Raw genomic sequence first — 18,604 nt, 5'->3', positions numbered from 1 at the left:
ATTTTCAATAAGCTTACTAATTATAGACAGTAATAGAATATACCTGTCAACCATCTTTGGAGAAGCTTTACAATAAAACAATTATTGTATCGGTGGTATGACAGCTTGTCTTTTGATTTTACAAATAGCTCAAACTATCCTTAACTCATGTTTTTAACGATTTAGTTGACAAAATACCGTTTAGCTGTTATTAGGTGAGTTACGAAGTGATATCCCTTAAATGGTGTAGAGAAATCAGTCTAAGTTCCTTGATCTTAATTTTCGTGGCTTTTCCTGTTTTAGGGCAGAGCATCGGGGTCGTCAAACCAATGGACACGACTGATACTAAAACCCGACTTGCTCAATCTTTAACCATTATTACAGGGGTACAACTGCAAGAAACCCCAGATGGTGTCGAAATTATTTTAGAAACTGCAAGCGGTGAAATCCTTCAAGGTGTAACTTCAGTAGAAGGAAATAGCCTAATTGTCGATCTGCCCAATGCTCAGTTACAGTTACTAGAAGGCAATGAATTTACTCAAGAAAACCCCATCGAGGGCATAGCGTCGGTTAACATCGTAACGGTGGATGAAAATAACGTCAGGATAACCGTAACGGGTGATGAAGTCCCTCCAGAAGGGGAAATTATTTCCACTGAGCAAGGACTGACTCTGAGTATAATTTCACCCATACCAGAAATTGTGATTATTTCTACTGCCGAAAAACGTCCCGAAAATGTGCAAAATATTCCGATTAGCATCACAATACTGACTAGAGAACAGATTGAGGATGCTGATGTTAGATCGTTACGAGACGCAGCCGCACTGACTCCGAACTTTTTTACCAGTTTAGGCGATCGCTCTTTTAATTTCCAAACGATTCGCGGTTTAGGCAACAGTAACTATTTAGTCAGAGATGCTATTAGTGTCTACATTGATGATGTTCCCTATGAAAACATCCATCAGTTTTTACCTGGAGAATTGTTTGATTTAGAACGGATCGAGATTTTGCGAGGGCCTCAAGGCACCCTTTACGGACGCAGTAGCCAAGCAGGGGTCATCAACATTATCAGTCGCCCACCGAGCGATACATTAGAATTTAACATTGGTGGTGGCTATGGTAATTACAATCAACGTCAGGTACAGCTATCGGTGAGCGATACACCTATTCAAGACAAATTCGGCTATCGTCTATCATTTGCCTATAATGCGCGGGATGGCTTCACCGAAAACACCCTCCTCGATGAAGATGCCAACGAACAATCATCCTTGTATGGACGTGCTAACTTTCTCTGGAAACCTTCAAAAGAATGGAGTGTTGCTTTTAATAGCAATGTTGCCAGCAACCAAGACGGCGATAATACATTTGTTCCGATTGACCAATCTAATCCGTTTGAAAGCCAGAGTAACATCCCAGGCTATTTAGATGTTGCGGTTAATACTCAATCTCTTAGAATCGGTTATGAAGGAGAGTCCGTCAATGTCACTTCAATTACGGCTCGCAACGACACCAATTTAAACTATCAACAAGATACCGATTATACAGCAGATGATCTACTCCGTAGTGATTCTCGCATACCGTCTACCATTTGGAGTCAAGAGATACGAGTTCAGTCCCCCAATAGTGCTGAACGTTTTCGCTGGCTACTCGGAGGGTACTATCAATCACGCTCAATTGAACTAGGTTTATCAACCGAATACAGGCCGCTAGTAGCATCTCTAGGTTTTCCAGTCGGAACAGATCGCACCGACGCTCGATTTGACCAAGAAACCTACGCAATTTTTGGACAAGTTGATGTGGAACCCATAGACAGATTAGTTTTAACAGCAGGTCTAAGATACGAGAAGTTCCGCGATGAATTAGCGCGTACCCGTTCCTTTGAAGATTCAGAATTAGGAGAAATGCCAACGGGTGATCCTTTGAGAAATTCGGTAGATGGTGATGTTGTCTTACCCCGTTTTGCTATACAGTATCGCGTTATCCCTAATGTGAATCTCTACGGCACCATAGCGCAAGGGTATAAACCAGGTACACAAAACTTTGCTTCAGATGATTTATCGACATTGGTGGTACGTCCCGAAAACTTGTGGAGTTATGAGTTAGGGGTGAAAACCTCGTGGTTAAACGATCGCATCACGGCTAATCTAGCGGTATTTTGGAGCAATGTAGACGATTATCAGATTCTTTTGACCGATGAAACAGGTTTTGCCACCCTTATCGCTAATGGAAACGTGGAGACTAGCGGGGTTGAATTAGAAGTCAACGCCAAAATTATTCAAGGGCTAGATGTGTTTGCAGGCTTTGGCTATACGAATGCCAGATTTACACAGTATACAAATCCATTTACAGGAGAAAATTTTAATGGCAACAAGCTAACTTATGCCCCCGATTTTACCTTTAATTTTGGAGTACAGTATCGTCATCCGATCGGTATCTTTGCCAGGGTAGATCTTCAAGGAATTGGAACTTATTACTTTGATGATGCCAATCGCCTTAAACAAGATCCCTTTACATTAGTTAATACTCGGATTGGTTATGAATGGCAGCAAGGTGGTTTCTATCTTTATGCTAACAATTTATTTCAAACTGAGTATATAACGACTGCTTTTTCGGGATTTTTTGCTGATTTGGCTTCCTATGGCGATCGCCGTACCTTTGGCTTTCAAGTGCGATTAGACTTTTAAAATTCTTTAGACAAAACAATTTATTAATTATGCCATCACTTAAATTTCCAGTTCAATCCTTGATAGCATTAACGTTTCTGGTGCCGTCTTTAGTACAAGCATCTCCCACCCAACCCGTAACGATTCAGTTTCGCGCTCAAGTGGGTAACCAGATGTTTTCCTGTAACTCTAATTACCGTCTTGGACAACCTGCTACCGAGCAAACCCTATCAGACTTTCGCTTTTACGTGTCCGATGTGGCACTCATTGATAGCAATGGTAAAACAGTTCCCGTAACCCTCGAACAAGATGGAAAATGGCAGTATCAAACCGTTGCTTTATTAGATTTCGAGAATAAAACGGGAGCTTGTACGAATGGTACAGTAGAGATGCGCGATCGCATTGTTGGTACCGTTCCTCAAGGTAAATACACCATGCTCAAGTTTACACTAGGTATTCCGTTAGCTTTAAACCATGAAGATTCTACCCTAGCTCCTTCTCCCTTAAATTTAACGGGATTATGGTGGAGTTGGCTTTTTGGTTATAAATTTGCCAGAATTGATTTACAAAATCCAACCTTGGCTCAGTCAGAGCTTAAAGAAACTAAGCCTAATCTAGAAGAAGAATCAATTGGTTTTCCCATACACTTAGGTAGTACAGGATGTCTTGAAGATCCAACCAGCGAGAAACCAACAAGCTGTAGTTATTCCAATCGCACAACGGTTGTATTGACAGGTTTTGATCCGATGAAGCATCTTGTAGTAGCTGATTTAGAAAAATTAGTTGTGACTTCCGATTTAAACCAAAACCAACCCAAAACCGCCCCAGGTTGTATGTCAGAACCTAATGACAAAGATTGTATGGGTATCATGAAAAATCTAGGATTACCTTTTCTGAATCAGCCCGCAACACCTCAAACCTTCTTTCGGATCGAGCAGCAAAATGAGACGGACTAAACGGATAGCACAACAGAGCGTGATCGTGCTGGTTCTTCTCATCTGCTTACTCGGACGGGGTTTGGCGGCATCTATTGACTCGTCGTCTTATAACTGGAATCTTCCTACTGGATTGCCTAAACCTATAGTACCTGCTGATAACCCAATGACTCAAGAGAAAGTCGAATTGGGACGGCATCTGTTTTATGAAAAACAGCTTTCAATTACGGGGAATTATTCCTGTGCTTCGTGTCATCTACAAAAACGCGCCTTTACTGACGATCGACCCGTCGGTATTGGGGCAACAGGTGAAGCGCATCCCCGTAATTCTATGAGTTTAACAAACATTGCTTACAACTCGTCGTTAACTTGGGCTAATCCTCTGATGACCAAACTGGAAACTCAGGCACTTGTCCCGATGTTTGGCGAACATCCTGTAGAATTGGGAATGGTAGGGCGAGAGAAACAAATTATCAACTTTTTGCGTCAAGATGCAACTTATCAAAAGCTTTTTGCTGAGGCGTTTGGGGCGGGTGAAAAGGCGATTAATCTAAATAATTTGATCAAAGCCCTCGTCTCTTTTGAGCGTAGTCTGATTTCGTTTAATTCCCCTTACGATCGTTATCGATTTGGTGGCGAGCGCAATGCCATTTCAGCATCTGCTAAACGAGGCGAAAAACTCTTTCACAGCGAACGTTTAGAATGTTTTCATTGTCATGGCGGTTTTAATTTTTCCGATTCTGTCAAACATGAGCGATTAGCTTTTACTGAGATGGCTTTTCACAATACAGGACTTTATAATATTGATGGCAAAGGAGCTTACCCATCTGATAATACTGGAGTTCACGAAATCACTTATCAACCGACTGATATGGGTCGTTTTAAAGCCCCCACCCTCCGTAACATCGCTCTAACGGCTCCCTATATGCACGATGGCAGTATCGCTACACTTGATGAAGTCATAGAGCATTATCGAGTCGGTGGGCGAACCCTACATCGTGGAGAAAATGCGGGTATAGGTCGCAAAAATCCTTTTAAAAGCAAGTTTATTTCGGGATTTGAAATCACTGAAAGCGAGAAGCGTGAGTTACTGGCGTTTTTACACAGTTTGACCGATGAAACATTTATCAACAACCCAGTTTTTAGCGATCCTCATCAACAATAATCCTAGTTCTATTGGCTAGAGCCGCCGTAATAATGATAATATTTCCTTTCAAGGTCATGTGTCTGTTGGTATCTACGCTATAGTTTGATCTTGCTACCCTATTTGTACAAAGATTTGGTATGAGTCATCGGAAACTCAAAGAAATAATGTGAAAAAGTTTAACTTAAAAATACTTGAGATTTAGTCTCAATTACTGTTAACGTGTTATAAGTCGTGTTCGCTCTCTCCATCGCGTTCAAATATCAAGGCTATTTATAAGTTCATGAAAACGATCGATGAATTTTTATCTTATCTTTATCGTCTCAATGTCAAACTCTGGCTCAAAGATGAGCAATTATGTTGTAGTGCGCCAGAAGATGTTTTAACTCCAGAGTTAAGTCAACAACTCAGAGAACGCAAAACAGAAATCATCGACTTTCTCAAACAAACCCAATTTGCTTATCTTCAATCTTTCCAACCAATACAGCCTATTTCACGTTTAGAACCTATACTCCTTTCCTTTGCTCAAACGAGACTTTGGTTTTTAGAGCAATTACAAGCAGGTAGTGCTATCTATAATATTCCGACTGCTTACCGAGTACAAGGCTCACTGAATGAGATTTTATTAAAACAGTGTTTTAACGAAATCATCCGCCGTCACGAAATCTTACGCACTAATTTTACTTTAGTCGATGGTCAGCCAATTCAGTTGATTTCTGAGGCTTTTCTTTTAGAATTGCCAATCATTGATTTAGAAAATTTAAGTGGCATTGAGCAAGAAAACGAAATACAGCGACTAGCTACACAAGAAGCCCAAAAACCCTTTAATTTAGTGAAAGATCTTTTACTAAGGGTGACTCTTATAAAACTGAAGGAAACAGAATATGTAGTGTTACTAACCATGCACCATATCATATCTGATGGTTGGTCAATGGAAATTTTAATCAAAGAATTAGCTATTTTATATGAAGCATTTTTGACAAAACAACCCTCACCACTTCCTGAGTTACCGATTCAATATGCTGATTTTGCGGTTTGGCAACGTCAATGGCTAACGGGTGAAAGATTAGAATTACAACTAGATTACTGGAAAAAAAAATTAGGCGGAACGCTAAGTGTTCTTCAACTGCCAACCGACTATCCTCGTACTAGAATACAGAGTTTTCGAGGAGACAATCAAACTTTTTCGCTTTCTGATGATTTAACTAAAAAGCTGAAAAACTTGAGCCAGCAAGAAAATATTACTCTTTTTACAACTCTATTAGCCGCTTTTAAAGTTTTACTCTACCGTTATACGGGTCAACAAGATATTATTGTTGGTTCTCCTATTGCCAATCGAAATCGCCCTGAAACAGAAGGGCTAATTGGTTTTTTTGTCAATACCCTAATTTTGCGAAGTCATCTATCAGGGAATCTTACTTTTAGAAACGTATTGGAGCAGGTACGAGAGACAATTTTAGAAGCATCCTCACATCAAGACGTACCTTTTGAAAAGCTAGTCGAAGAATTACAACCCGAACGGGATTTGAGTTATAGTCCTTTGTTTCAGGTTAAATTTAGGTTAGAGAATTCCTTACCAGATGCGATCGGATTTCCAGGATTAACGCTTAGTCCTCTTCAACAAACTTACTCAACTGCTAAATTAGATTTAAGTGTTGATCTATATAACACTCCTTCTGGACTGGTAGGCGCATTTGAGTACAACAAAGATTTATTTGCACCAGAGACGATCGCTCGTATGGTCGAGCATTTCTGTACACTCTTAGAAAGTATCGTACACAACCCTGATGCTTATCTTTGGGAGTTATCCTTACTCACGCCGCTAGAACGAGAGCAAATCTTATTTCAGTGGAATCAAACCCAAACCCCTTATACTCAGGATGTCTGCTTTCATCAGCTATTTGAAAGACAGGTAGAAAAAAACCCTTTAAATATCGCTCTTGTTTTTGAAAATCAACAACTCACCTATCAAGAATTAAACCGTCGGAGTAATCAACTCGCTCACTATCTGCAAAAATTAGGGGTTAAACCTGAAATTAAAGTGGGAATCTATCTAGAAAGATCCCTAGAAATGATTGTAGCTTTGTTGGGGGTCATGAAAGCAGGTGGAGCATATGTCCCACTCGATCCAGTTTATAAAAGCGATCGTATTGCTTTTATGTTAAGCGATGCTCGAGTTCCCATTGTCTTAACCTCACAAAAACTCTTGACAGAATTACCCATTAATGAGTATGACTTGATTTGTTTAGATAGCGACTGGGACAAAATAGCATCGGAAAGTGAAGAAAACCCCATCCACGAAGTAACAACCCAAAACTTAGCTTATTTGATTTATACTTCTGGGTCTACAGGGACACCCAAAGGCGTTTTAATTTCCCATGAAGGTTTAGTCAATTTAACCGAAGATAAAATTAGGGTCTGTGATGTCCACTCTGATAGCTGTGTACTGCAATTTTTCTCATTTAGTTTTGATGCTTCCATTCCAGAAATTATCATGGCCCTTGGTTGCGGTGCTAGATTATGTTTAGCAAAATTAGAATCTCTGTTACCTGGCCCTGAATTACTCAAACTCCTACGAGAACAAGCTGTAACTCATATTACAATCACACCTTCAGCTTTAGCAATTTTACCTGTAGAAGAATCAAACCTTAAAATGATTTTAGTGGGTGGGGAAGCACCTTCACCCGAACTGATTAATAATTGGTCAAAAGACAGAATTTTTATTAATGCGTATGGCCCGACTGAAGTCACCGTAAATGCGAGTATGGTTCAATGTGGCAATGGTCATCCTATTTTACCGACCATTCGACCCAGTGCAAATAAACAGCTTTATATTCTGGATCATTATTTACAACCTGTTCCCGTGGGGGTTCTCGGTGAACTTTATATCGCAGGAGTTGGACTAGCTAGAGGATATCATAACCAAAGCGAAAAAACAGCCCTCACCTTTGTGCCGAATCCTTTTAGTGGCGGACTGATGTATAAAACAGGTGATTTAGCTTATTATTTACCTGATGGACGGATTAAACTGTGTGGGCGAATCGATAATCAAGTTAAAATTAGGGGTTTTCGCATTGAACTGGGTGAAATTGAAGCATTATTGAATCAACATCCTCAAGTCCAAACCAGTATTGTTACAGTTCGTGAAGATTCTCGCTTAATGGCGTATTTTGTGCTAGAAGCCGATGCGGTCATTGGTGCTAATGAATTGCGGGGTTATCTAAGAGATAAACTACCAACATACATGATCCCGAATGCGTTGATAGAATTGGACACCTTACCGTTAACGCCAAACGGAAAAATCGATTATCATGCCCTGCCAGAAACCGATACAATACGCACATCAGAAAGAGAATATATTACACCACGAACCTCTGTCGAGGAAAGTCTGACTAAAATATTTATTCAGGTGTTAAGAGTAGAACAAATTAGCATTCACGATGATTTTTTTGAGCTAGGAGGACATTCATTGTTAGCGACACAATTAATTGCTCAGTCGCTACAAGAATTTCAAGTAGAGTTAAGTGTGATTGATTTGTTTGAGGCTCCTAATGTTGCTGAATTAGCCCAAAGAATTGAGAAAAAACAGATTTTGACCCAAATTCAGAGAGAAAGTACCAAAAATGAAGAAGAACGCGAGGAAATAGAATTTTAAGCTTATGTCTGACAATGTTTATCTTAAATCTAATGTAATTGTAGAACCACTTTGGAATCAGTGGTACGCTTGGTCGCATCTCATTTCACCTGCAACAGCAGCGATGTATGTAGCCCATTCTCATCTTAAAATCTTAGAATCTTTTATTGCTGCACCACAAGTCCACGCATCGGCTTTAAAAAATCCTGCTATGCTCGGTGGCCCTTTTATTAATTATGATGCTAGTTATGTTGGGGAAATTCAAGCTTTATTAGAGAAAACAAAGCAAAATCAAGCAAATTTACTCATTTTAGCTCAAGCAATTCAACATCTAAATAAAATCATAGCAGAAGAAGCAACAGGCTATTCTTTAGAGCCTTTTTATGCCAGAGTTCCCGATCCGCTAAAAGGTTATGTGGAATTGGTTTATGATGCAAATCATCATCCGTCTTTTCGATTGCTTGAACCCCTTCTCTACCATAATATCTACTATAAAACAGCTTCACAAAGTATTGCTCTATCGCTTGGTGATGTCGATAAACGTTCTTTTGTACTGAGTACCCCTCGACTGCCAAACGTGCAGAATTTGCACATTTGCTTACCGTTTTGCGATCGCCGTTTCGATCAATTGTTTAAAATGAGAGAACAAGCTAATAGTTATACTCAGATAGAACAAGCTTTCGCAATTCAAGATAAATCCTTATTTGCTTCATTTTTTACCGAAATTCTACCCCAAAAAGAACCTCAGTACAACGGAAATGATGTAAGAATACGTTATTTTGGTCATGCTTGTATTTTAATTGAAACTCAATCGGTTAGTATTTTGTGTGATCCTCTAATTAGTTATGAAAATCCTCAAGGTCTTTCACGATATAGTTATGCTAATTTACCTGAGACGATCGATTATGCTTTAATCACACACAATCATCAAGATCATGTGATGCTAGAAACCTTGCTGCAATTGCGGTATAAAATTAAACAAGTGATTGTCCCGAAAAGTAATAAAGGTTCTCTAATTGATCCATCCTTAAAATTGATGCTGCAACAGATAGGATTTTCTAACGTTAGAGAAATTGATGAACTAGAATCAATCATACTTCCAGAAGGACAAATGATCGGTATCCCGTTTTTTGGGGAACACGGGGACTTAGATATTAGCACCAAAACCGCTTATTTAATTCAACTGCAAGGAAAATCAATTTTATGTGCGGCTGACTCTAATAATATTGAACCAAAACTATACGATCACTTACATCGTTTATTTGGCAATATAGATGTACTATTTATTGGCATGGAGTGTGAGGGCGCACCCTATACCTGGGCTTATGGAGCTTTATTAAATGAAACTGTTCCGCGAAAAATGGCTCAAACACGGCGACTTGATGGCTCAAATGCCGAAAAAGCGATACAATTGGTGAATCAATGGCAGCCAAAACAAGTTTATGTGTATGCCATGGGACAAGAACCTTGGTTATCTTTTATTACCTCTATCGAATATACTGCTGATTCAAAGGCGATCGTTGAATCCGATCAACTTGTAGAGTATTGTAGAAACCAAGGTAAAATGAGTGAAAGGCTTTTTGGACGTAAAGAAATTTTCCTAAACCAATCACTCCAAGCCATGCAAAATCTAGAATTTAAAAAACCGATTACTCAATTTTTATCTGAGCTTGGTCAACTAGATATTAAACTTTGGGTAGAAGGCGATAAACTACGTTGTAATGCGCCAAAAGGACGACTCACACCAACACGAAAAGCACAATTACAAGACCGTAAAACCGAAATTATCCAGTTTTTGACTCATCAAACCAGTCTGACAACGGAACAGCTTCAAGCCGATGTTATTCTAGATCCTAAGATCATCCCTCCATCCTTTACTCAATCTCTCACCAAACCGACAAATATTCTGCTCACTGGCGCGACTGGCTTTCTGGGGGCTTTTTTACTCTCCCATCTCCTTGAACAAACTTCTGCAAGCATTTATTGTTTAGTTCGTGCCGAAACCGTCGAGTTAGCCAGACAAAAAATTAAAAGCCGTTTAGAATCTTATTTATTATGGAATGAATCTTTAAGTGATCGGATCATTCCGATAATTGGTGATTTAGCCAAACCGTTTTTAGGGTTATCTGAAGAACTGTTTCAGAAACTCTCAGAAACCATTGATGTAATTTATCATAATGGGGCTTGGGTTCATCATGCTTCGCCCTATTCCTTGCTCAAAGCAACAAACGTTTTAGGCACCCAAGAAATCTTACGTTTAGCCTGTCAAACGAAGGTAAAACCAGTTCATTTCATTTCTACTGTTAGTGTTTTTCCTCCAGACAATAACACAAAAGTAATTACTGAGACGGATCAGATCGAAAAGCAAGCACCTTATGGGGGTTATGCACAGAGTAAATGGGTTGCTGAACAATTAGTAAGACTCGCTCAAAAACGTGGTCTTCCTGTCAGTATATATCGACTTGGCCCAATTTCAGGAGATAGCCAAACAGGGGTTTTTAATACTAATGACTTTTTGTATCGCCTGATGATGGGTTATATTCAGTTAGGTAGCGCACCATTTGGGGAAAGGATGCTTGATATCATCCCTGTAGATTATGCAGGTTCCGCGATCGTTTATCTATCCCAAAAACCAGAATCTTTAAATCAAGCTTTTCATCTAATTCATCCTCATCCTGTATCTTCTGATGTGTTGTTTGAAGAACTGTGTACTTGGGGTTTTTCAATTGAACGAATTCCCTATGAGCAATGGTATGCTAAATTACTAGAAATTGCTCAAGACTCACCAGATCATGTTCTCTATCCGTTAGTGTCTCTTTTTTCACCAGAAACCCTAGAAGAAACCACCAAACCATCACTGACACTTAAATTTGATTATCAAAATACTGAACAGGGTTTAGCCAATAGTGCTATTAATTGTCCTTTAATTGATCGATCTTTGTTTAATACTTACTTATCTTATTTAATTCGGAGTGGATTTTTAAACACTCCCAAAACCAGTAACCACTAAAATAAATTATTATATGTCTAAAGAAAATCGCTATCAAGAATACGATACCTGGGCTTGGTTATATAATCAAACGATGGGGCCAGAATACAGTAAACAACAACTGCAACCCATAGAAACCTTATTACTACCGAAATTACCTCAAAAAGCAACAATTCTTGATCTTTGTTGTGGAACAGGTCATTTAGTCCAACATCTTACCGAAAAAGGATATCACGTCACAGGGATCGACGGTTCAGAAGCCATGTTAGCCTATGCGTCTCTTAATGCTCCCGAAGCTAAATTTATTTTAGATGATGCTCGTACATTTGAACTACCCTACAAAGTTGATGCGGTTTGTTCAACCAGTGCTTCTTTAAATCACATCATGAGTTTAGAAGAACTCAAACAAGTATTTGGTCAAGTTTATCTCGCGCTAAAAGAAAATGGTTTATTTTTATTTGATTTAAATCATCCTTCTCAGATGGCTAAATGGTGGAAAGGTGGAATAGCAGAAGGGGAAATAGAAACCGAATATGCTTGGGCGATCGCTTCTGATTATAATGCAAAAGACACAACAGGTTACTTTAAAGTTATTTATTATCGCGCTCCGAGTCAACCAGTGACTGTTTTAGGTTACTTAAGACAATTATTGTATAAATTATTAAGCCTGAGAGTTTTAACGCGATTTCGTCTTAAATTATTAGCAAGATTCCCACAATGGGAAAAAAAATGGCATTCAAAAGAAATGACTTATTACGTCAAAGGTTATGCTAATGCTGATGTGCGCTCCGCATTAGAAGCAGTAGGATTTATCGACGTTGATCTTCTCACCTTAGAGGGTAGTACCAATGTTGATGACAATCATTCAGCCTATTTTATCTGTCGCAAAGAAAGATAGCTCTACTATAAGTAGAATTTGGGTCGCCCATCTTTATTCATACAAATGTACTAAAAAATATGCAACTCAAACAAGACAAAAGTGACATACAAAGGAAACATTTAGCAGTTTTAATCGAAAGCTATATCCAACGTACTCCACGCTCAAAACAATTAGCTCAACAAAATAGAGCCATCTTAGCGGATAAAAGTTCAATTGGTTTCTCTTTTTCTCCAGAGTTAAAAGAAATTTGTTATCCTATTGCGGCTGAACACTCTAAAGGTTCTCGGTTATGGGATATTGATGGTAACGAATATATTGATATCTTAATGGGATTGGGCATCAATCTTTTTGGCCATAATCCACCTTTTATACAAAAAGCAATTATAGAACAACTCGAAAAAGGAATTCATATCGGCACTCAAACCGAGTTAGCGGGAGAAGTCGCACAATTAGTTAGCGAACTCACAGGGATGGAACGAGTTACCTTTAGTAATACAGGTACAGAAGCAATAATGACCGCTATTCGGATAGCTAGAGCCGCCACCAACCGTAATAAAATCGTTATATTCACTAATTCCTATCATGGTCACAGTGATCAAACATTAATGAGGGCAACACTGACAGAATACGCCAAAAAAGCCGTCAATCGAATCATTGAGCGAAAAAATTGGCTAAAAAATCTAACTCGTCCCCTCCAAACAACCTTCAACTCAAATCTCAATCCTCGTGCGGTTCCTGCTGCAATGGGCATTCCAGCTAATTTAGCTCAAGATGTTTTAGTATTAGACTATGGGAATGAGCAATCCTTAGAAGTGATTAAAGCTTATCAAAATGAAATCGCTGCAGTATTAGTTGAACCAGTACAAAGCCGTTGTCCAGAATTACAACCGAAAGAATTTTTACAAAAACTTAGACAAATCACTCAAGAAAGCGGTATTGTCCTGATTTTTGATGAAATGGTCACAGGATTTCGCATTCAAGCAGGTGGGGCGCAAGCATGGTTTGATATTAAAGCCGATCTTGTTACATATAGTAAAATTGTTGGTGGTGGCTTGCCAATGTCGATTATTGCTGGTAAGAATAAATATATAGATAGGATTGACGGTGGTTTGTGGAACTTTGGGGATCAGTCGGTACCTTCAGTCAAAACAACCTTTTTCGCTGGAACTTTCTGTAAGCATCCCTTATCCTTAGCCACTGCCAAAGCCGTTTTACAAGAAATCAAAGAGCAAGGGACTAATCTTTATGACCAATTAAATCAACGAACAGCACAACTCGTTAAACAGTTGAATAACTGCATGGAACAAGATAGCATTCCCATTCGGTTTACCCATTTTGGTTCTTTTTTTGCGATTGCTGCTTCACAAAGTACCGTTTCTGGAATGGCTCTCACCCTGCTATCCTATCATTTACTGAATCGAGGAATTCATCTTCGGATAGGTGATAAAGGCGGTTTTTTATCAACAGCCCATTCTGCACAAGATATCGAATATATTATCCAATCCTTCCGAGATAGTGCAAAAGAATTACAAACAGCAGGATTAATCAGCACTTAAGAACTTGAGCAATCATCTAAATCTTCGTAAAATAAAAACTATAGCAATTAGGAGGCGATCAAAGGATGCTCAACGAGACTGAAGACACAACCATCTATCGAGTTGTCGTTAATGACGAAGAACAATACTCCATCTGGCCTGATTATCGAGAAATTCCTTTAGGATGGCGAGAAGTGGGGAAAAATGGCTTAAAACAAGACTGTTTAGACTATATCAAAGAAGTTTGGACAGATATGCGTCCTTTGAGCCTACGCAAAAAAATGGCAGAATCTTCTAATTCCTCAACGAATTAATTAATATTTTTATACTGCCTTCACATGAGCGAAAATAATCCCAACCCTCAACTTGAGTTGCTGGTTCCTTGGGATTTGCCCATTGAGCAAAAACTGAATGAAACTGACCAAATTAAAATAGGCCAAGCTTTAAATCAGTTATTAGCAGCCCTCAAACAATCTTGTTCCCAAGAAGCTTTAAAGACAATTGAGCAAACATTAGAAAGGCTTGGTACAGTAGAAATGGTTCCAATTGAGCCGATTTCTACGAAAACAGCCCTTGAAAACTGGGAAGTCAAAGACTTTGATCACTATTTTGAAATTAGCCATGTTCAAACTCAAGATAATGCCATATGTGTAGTTAGAAGTATCTTGGTTGCCTATCAAACGTTGCTGATTTTAAATTCTCAATACAATGGGTTAGATCCTGCTCAAATCGAACTTCAAAAAAAAGGTTTTGTGAGTTACGTTTATTTGCTGGCGAGGGTTTTTGAGTTGCATTTAGAGGAAAACAATGATTGAGCCGTTACAAATTTGGAAAGGATTTCACTGGGCATTTTTTATTAATATCCAAGGACTGATTATTTGTCTACGTCGCTTTGAAATCCATATTGCTTTGAATGATTTAATCCAAGCTCAGATCGAATTAAAAACCGCAACTGACATGATGTTAGCCTCAAGTGCTGCGATGGAACTTGCGGGCAGTTTTACGAAACAAGAATATAATCATGTCCGTCAAACGATGACCCCACCCCATGTCCAATCAACAAATTTCAGTGGTTTGATGTGTTGGGAACACGCTTCATTGATCCAGCTTTGGAAAAGATTACGCCCCGTTTTTGCGTCGTTACCCTTCGAAATTCAACCACAACATCATCAGTTTATCGCAGCTTATTTTGATTTAATGAACGCTCACCGAGCCGTCTGTGAGAAATTTGGCGGAGATGATGAAGGAAGCTTACGTTTTGAGAAAAATAAAGCGATCGATACTCTTGATAAATTTTCTAAAAGTCGTTTACAGTTAATTGAGCCAAATCAACAAGCCCTGAAAAGTTGTCCGTTTTCTAGACACTAATGAAATTTAAGAAAAACTTTAAGAAATTATTATTTTTGCCTTTAATGGCATTGGTCATTTTAATTATTTTTTTAGTCCAAAATCAACTTACTTCAACATCCTATCATCTGCCTTCATTAGATGCACCTGTTCCCAGTCCCGTCTATCCGAAACCCGTAGCTTATGCTAATCTTAAAATTCGTAAAAATGTTGTTGATCTTAGCCCACAAGAGAAAACAGCTTTTGTCAACGCACTAAAAACACTTAAAAATCAAATTCCCGAAGGTAGTCAACTTAGCCAATACGATGTTTTTGTACTACAACACGTATTAACTATGGGCTTTCGGAAAAAATTGGGCGCAACTGGCCCCGCTCAAGGAAACCCTGCTCACAGTCAACCCGCTTTTTTACCTTGGCATCGTCAATATTTATTGGAATTTGAACAAGCTTTACAGAAGATCGATCCAAGTGTAACAATTCCTTATTGGGATTGGACAGATCCTAACGCCCTTAAAATTATTCTTCAAGATGACTTTTTAGGGTCATCAGGTCAAGGAGAAACTATTAACATTCCCGAAGCAGGAAGCTTTACAGGTGGAGCGGTAACATCTGGACTGTTTGCTAATTGGACACTTAATCAAAATATCCATTTTGATCCAATTACAATGACTTCAATGGGTACCAAACTGATTCGATTTATTGGTTTGCCACCACATGATCGCTATTCTTTACCCAAAGCCGAAGTAGAACAATTGTTCCGCTATAACAACTATGAAATCTTCAACGCCCTAATTGAAGGGGCAATGATTTTAAATAATCAAGATCAATGGGAGGAAGGCTGGACACTGCACGCCTATGCTCATTCCGTGATAGGTGGTAGTCTAGTCGATGATCTTCATCCCAAACACGGACTCCCCCATCAAACCAAAATTCTCGGCACAATGGATAGTATTCCATCTTCCCCTTACGATCCGATTTTCTGGTTAAATCATGCTAATGTCGATCGCTTATGGGCGCAATGGCAGGATCAAGGACATACAGGAGAAAACTTTTATCCCTCTGCTGGAATGCCTTGGGGACACAATTTACATGATTCAATGTGGCCTTGGGATGGTGGACTTTCTCAACCTGGAAATTATGGAATTGGCAATATTGTTTCTTTACTCCCTAAACCTTCATCGGCTAAGGTCGTTACTCCCGCAGATGTTTTAGATTTTAGGAAATTGGGTTATACCTTTGATACAACCCAATAAAATTAGATAAAAACGATGTCAGACACAAAGCGATGGGTAACTTGCCCTAAACCTAATCCAAACGCCAAACTCAGGTTATTTTGTTTTCCGTATGCGGGTGGCTCTGCATGGGTCTTTCGTCCTTGGCTAAATCATTTACCCAGTTTCATCGAACTTTGTCCACTAGAACTACCTGGAAGGGGCAAACGATGGACAGAAACACCTTTTACTAATTTAGATTCTTTAATTCAAACTCTGGGGACTGCGATCTTACCTCATCTGAATCGACCTTTTGCTTTTTTTGGGCATAGTATGGGAGCAATGATTAGTTTTGAGTTAACCCGTTTACTAAGTCAAAAATATGAAATAAATCCAGTATATTTGTTCGTATCTGGCTGTCGTGCGCCTCAACTTCGTGATCCAAATCCTCCAATTTATAACTTACCTGAACCTGAATTTATCGCAGAAATACGTCGTCTCAATGGAACCCCCGATGCAGTTTTAGAAAATGCAGAATTGATGGAATTAGTTTTACCCGCACTCCGAGCCGATTTTGAGATGTTGGAGACGTACAAATATACTGATGCTAGTTCGCTAAATTGTCCGATCGCTGTTTTTGGCGGTTTACAGGATATTGAAGTTAGTCACGAAGATTTACAAGCGTGGCAAGTCCAAACCAATCAGGCTTTTTCCCTACAAATGTTTGAAGGAAATCACTTTTTTATTGATTCGGCTCGTTCCTTGTTGCTTACTTCAATAACAACTCGTTTAGGCTTTTGAATTAATTTCTTCTGCTACAGTACAAGTTCATTTTTTGTAACAACACTATATATAGTAGTTTTCTTTTACAATTCAGGTGCATCGGGAACGCTCGGCTCTGGTGATATTGCGTCTGTAGTAGGTTCTGGTGATGGTTGTTCTTGTTGTTGGCGTTCTTGTTGTTCTCTAGCCTGACGTTCCTGTTGCTGTTGGCGTTCTTGTTGTTCTCTAGCTTGGCGTTCTTGCTGTTGTTGTCTTTCTCTGGCTTGACGTTCTTTTTGTTCTTGTCTTTCTCTAGCTTGTCTCTCAAAGGCTGATCCAGCAACCGTAAAATTAATAGTTACTCTAACAGATGCTGTACTCTCACCTGAGCGAGGCGCAAATTTCAGTTTTCTAGCTGCTATGAGAGCTTGTTCATTAATTTGACTGTTACTATGACCTTTAGCAATCTCAGCATTAACTACATTACCACTACTATCGATCATAACTCTCACTGATGCACTTCCTTCTGCGCCGTTGAGTACCGATGGGTAATCCGCTTTGCCACAGTTACGGATACATTTTGGAGTTTGTCTCGCTTTTGGAATGGGTTTAGGAGTAGGACGAGCCGCGACTGGACTTGATGGGCCTAAATTAGAACCCCCTCCACCCTCTCTTGTTCCTTCACCTGTACTTGAGGAAGAATTTAGATTGCCTTGCGAACTACCTAGACCTGAAATCGATTGGGAGTTACCATTAAAAGAACTATTATTTTCTGCTCCAGATGACGGCGTATCAGGAACAGAAATTTTAGGAGCCGATGAGTTAGAACCCGTTAAGACCTGCTGTTGTGGTTGTGTATTGGTGATTGGAGTAGGATTAACTGGGGGTCGAGGAGGCTGTACAGGATTTGGTTGAACATCGGGACTAGGCGGTGTGAATGTTTGGGGTTTGATTGTTTGAGGTTTGGGATCTACTCTAGCGACACGACGAGGTTGAGAAGAGCGAGCTTGAGTTTGTCTATTTTCTATTTTAGGTTTGGCTGGTTGAGTTTTTGCGCTTTGAGGTTCTGGTATGGGCGGTGGTGGGATGACTTTGGCCTGTTTTTGAGGTTCTGGTATGGGCGGTGGTGGGATGACTTTGACCTGTTTTTGAGGTTCTGGTTTTGGCTTGATAACTGCTGGTACTGGCTTTGGCGCGTCTACGATGATTAATTCAATGGGTTTTTTTGTTTCTTTTGGTTCTTCGTTAAACCGCATTGCTGCCGAGCTAATCGCACCATGCAATACGATTGAACTAAACAAGCCGATCGCCAGTAGTTTACGACTTTTGTGTTCTTCTTGTTGACGCTGTTGTCTACAAAAGTTTGAATTGGACATTTTTTACTCCCCTCCCACTCTAAATCCTCAACCAAAGCCAATCTATTGATAAATTCTTTCAGTTATCGTCAATCATAGCAGATGATTAAATGCAATTTCCTGAACTTTCAAATAGCATTAGCCCATATTTATTTTACAATCTATATTTA

Annotated in this window: 13 protein-coding genes; 12 read left to right on the top strand and 1 reads right to left on the bottom strand. The window is 39.3% G+C overall.

Features of this window, described 5'->3' with window-relative positions:
* Nucleotides 1-206: 206 nt before the first annotated feature.
* The 12 genes from CFPU101_RS00250 (at nt 207) to CFPU101_RS00195 (ending at nt 17,118) form a co-directional block, all read left to right on the top strand.
* A complete protein-coding gene (locus tag CFPU101_RS00250) occupies nt 207-2,663 on the top strand; it encodes a TonB-dependent receptor domain-containing protein (protein ID WP_206813349.1) in 2,457 nt (818 codons plus the stop codon).
* Nucleotides 2,664-2,692: 29 nt separating this feature from the next.
* Complete coding sequence (locus CFPU101_RS00245; protein WP_206813348.1) at nt 2,693-3,598, top strand: MbnP family copper-binding protein; 906 nt, start codon at nt 2,693-2,695, stop codon at nt 3,596-3,598.
* The gene (locus CFPU101_RS00240) at nt 3,585-4,742 is read left to right on the top strand and encodes a methanobactin export MATE transporter MbnM (RefSeq protein ID WP_206813347.1); all 1,158 of its coding nucleotides are present in this window, start codon (nt 3,585-3,587) and stop codon (nt 4,740-4,742) included. The genes CFPU101_RS00245 and CFPU101_RS00240 overlap by 14 nt, the downstream gene beginning before the upstream one ends.
* 262 nt (nt 4,743-5,004) lie before the next feature.
* Complete coding sequence (locus tag CFPU101_RS00235) at nt 5,005-8,376, top strand: non-ribosomal peptide synthetase (protein WP_206813346.1); 3,372 nt, start codon at nt 5,005-5,007, stop codon at nt 8,374-8,376.
* 4 nt (nt 8,377-8,380) lie between these two features.
* Nucleotides 8,381-11,365, top strand: a complete 2,985-nt coding sequence (locus tag CFPU101_RS00230) for a thioester reductase domain-containing protein (RefSeq protein WP_206813345.1) — start codon at nt 8,381-8,383, stop codon at nt 11,363-11,365.
* Nucleotides 11,366-11,378: 13 nt separating this feature from the next.
* Nucleotides 11,379-12,242, top strand: a complete 864-nt coding sequence (locus CFPU101_RS00225) for a trans-aconitate 2-methyltransferase (RefSeq protein ID WP_206813344.1) — start codon at nt 11,379-11,381, stop codon at nt 12,240-12,242.
* A gap of 59 nt (nt 12,243-12,301) precedes the next feature.
* Nucleotides 12,302-13,780 (top strand): aspartate aminotransferase family protein, encoded by a 1,479-nt coding sequence (locus tag CFPU101_RS00220; RefSeq protein WP_206813343.1) that lies wholly within the window; start codon nt 12,302-12,304, stop codon nt 13,778-13,780.
* 65 nt (nt 13,781-13,845) lie between these two features.
* Nucleotides 13,846-14,073: an MbtH family NRPS accessory protein gene (locus tag CFPU101_RS00215; protein ID WP_206813342.1), complete on the top strand. Its 228-nt coding sequence runs from the start codon at nt 13,846-13,848 to the stop codon at nt 14,071-14,073.
* A gap of 24 nt (nt 14,074-14,097) precedes the next feature.
* Nucleotides 14,098-14,574 (top strand): hypothetical protein, encoded by a 477-nt coding sequence (locus CFPU101_RS00210; RefSeq protein WP_206813341.1) that lies wholly within the window; start codon nt 14,098-14,100, stop codon nt 14,572-14,574.
* Entirely contained in the window at nt 14,567-15,127 is a 561-nt protein-coding gene (locus tag CFPU101_RS00205) for a siderophore biosynthesis protein (protein WP_206813340.1), read from the top strand. The genes CFPU101_RS00210 and CFPU101_RS00205 overlap by 8 nt, the downstream gene beginning before the upstream one ends.
* A gap of 44 nt (nt 15,128-15,171) precedes the next feature.
* Complete coding sequence (locus CFPU101_RS00200; RefSeq protein WP_242577693.1) at nt 15,172-16,359, top strand: tyrosinase family protein; 1,188 nt, start codon at nt 15,172-15,174, stop codon at nt 16,357-16,359.
* A gap of 15 nt (nt 16,360-16,374) precedes the next feature.
* Complete coding sequence (locus CFPU101_RS00195; protein WP_206813338.1) at nt 16,375-17,118, top strand: thioesterase II family protein; 744 nt, start codon at nt 16,375-16,377, stop codon at nt 17,116-17,118.
* Between the two features lie 65 nt (nt 17,119-17,183).
* Here the strand turns inward: CFPU101_RS00195 and CFPU101_RS00190 are convergent, their stop codons facing one another.
* Nucleotides 17,184-18,455 (bottom strand): TonB family protein, encoded by a 1,272-nt coding sequence (locus tag CFPU101_RS00190; RefSeq protein ID WP_206813337.1) that lies wholly within the window; start codon nt 18,453-18,455, stop codon nt 17,184-17,186.
* Nucleotides 18,456-18,604 lie beyond the last annotated feature (149 nt).

This window comes from Chroococcus sp. FPU101, from assembly GCF_017312365.1.
Taxonomy (GTDB): domain Bacteria; phylum Cyanobacteriota; class Cyanobacteriia; order Cyanobacteriales; family Microcystaceae; genus Chroococcus.
This window is presented reverse-complemented; position numbering and strand designations above follow the sequence as displayed.